At 54.7% G+C, this 430-nt stretch carries 1 pseudogene; it reads right to left on the bottom strand.

Annotated elements, in window-relative coordinates:
- Positions 1–185: 185 nt before the first annotated feature.
- A pseudogene (locus EFT72_RS18990) lies at positions 186–430 on the bottom strand (hypothetical protein); the annotation flags it as partial.

The following is a 430-nucleotide window of genomic DNA, read 5'->3' as shown; positions in this document are numbered from 1 at the left end:
CCGTAGCCCGACTGTCGATCAGCGGCGGCAAATTGGGATACGGCACCTGGTTAGACTGATTCTGGTAATCTTGGCCGGCCATAGCAATGTCCTCTAAAAATGTGCCAAAAATGTAAATATCGATCAACGCTCTCGTTCAATAGGCGGCATCAGCCAGCGTAATCCTTAGCTGATGCCGCACTGCTTTAGCGGCCGAGGTTAGCCACCGACTTAAAGCGATCCTTGAGCCAGTTACCGGCTTCCTTCAGGTTGTACTTCAGGGGTTCCTGCACGCTCAAGAACACGCGAGCACAGTTGCGCCCCGGTATACCCGAGATCGACCCGCCCGGATGGGTACCCGCTCCAGTCAAAAACAACCCTTCAATTGGGGTTTGGTAGTTGGCTAGCTCGGGCAGGGGGCGAAAGAACACCATCTGGTCGAGGGTCATGT

The organism is Clostridium sp. E02 (assembly GCF_003833015.1).
Lineage (GTDB): Bacteria > Bacillota > Clostridia > Lachnospirales > Lachnospiraceae > Lacrimispora.
This window is presented reverse-complemented; position numbering and strand designations above follow the sequence as displayed.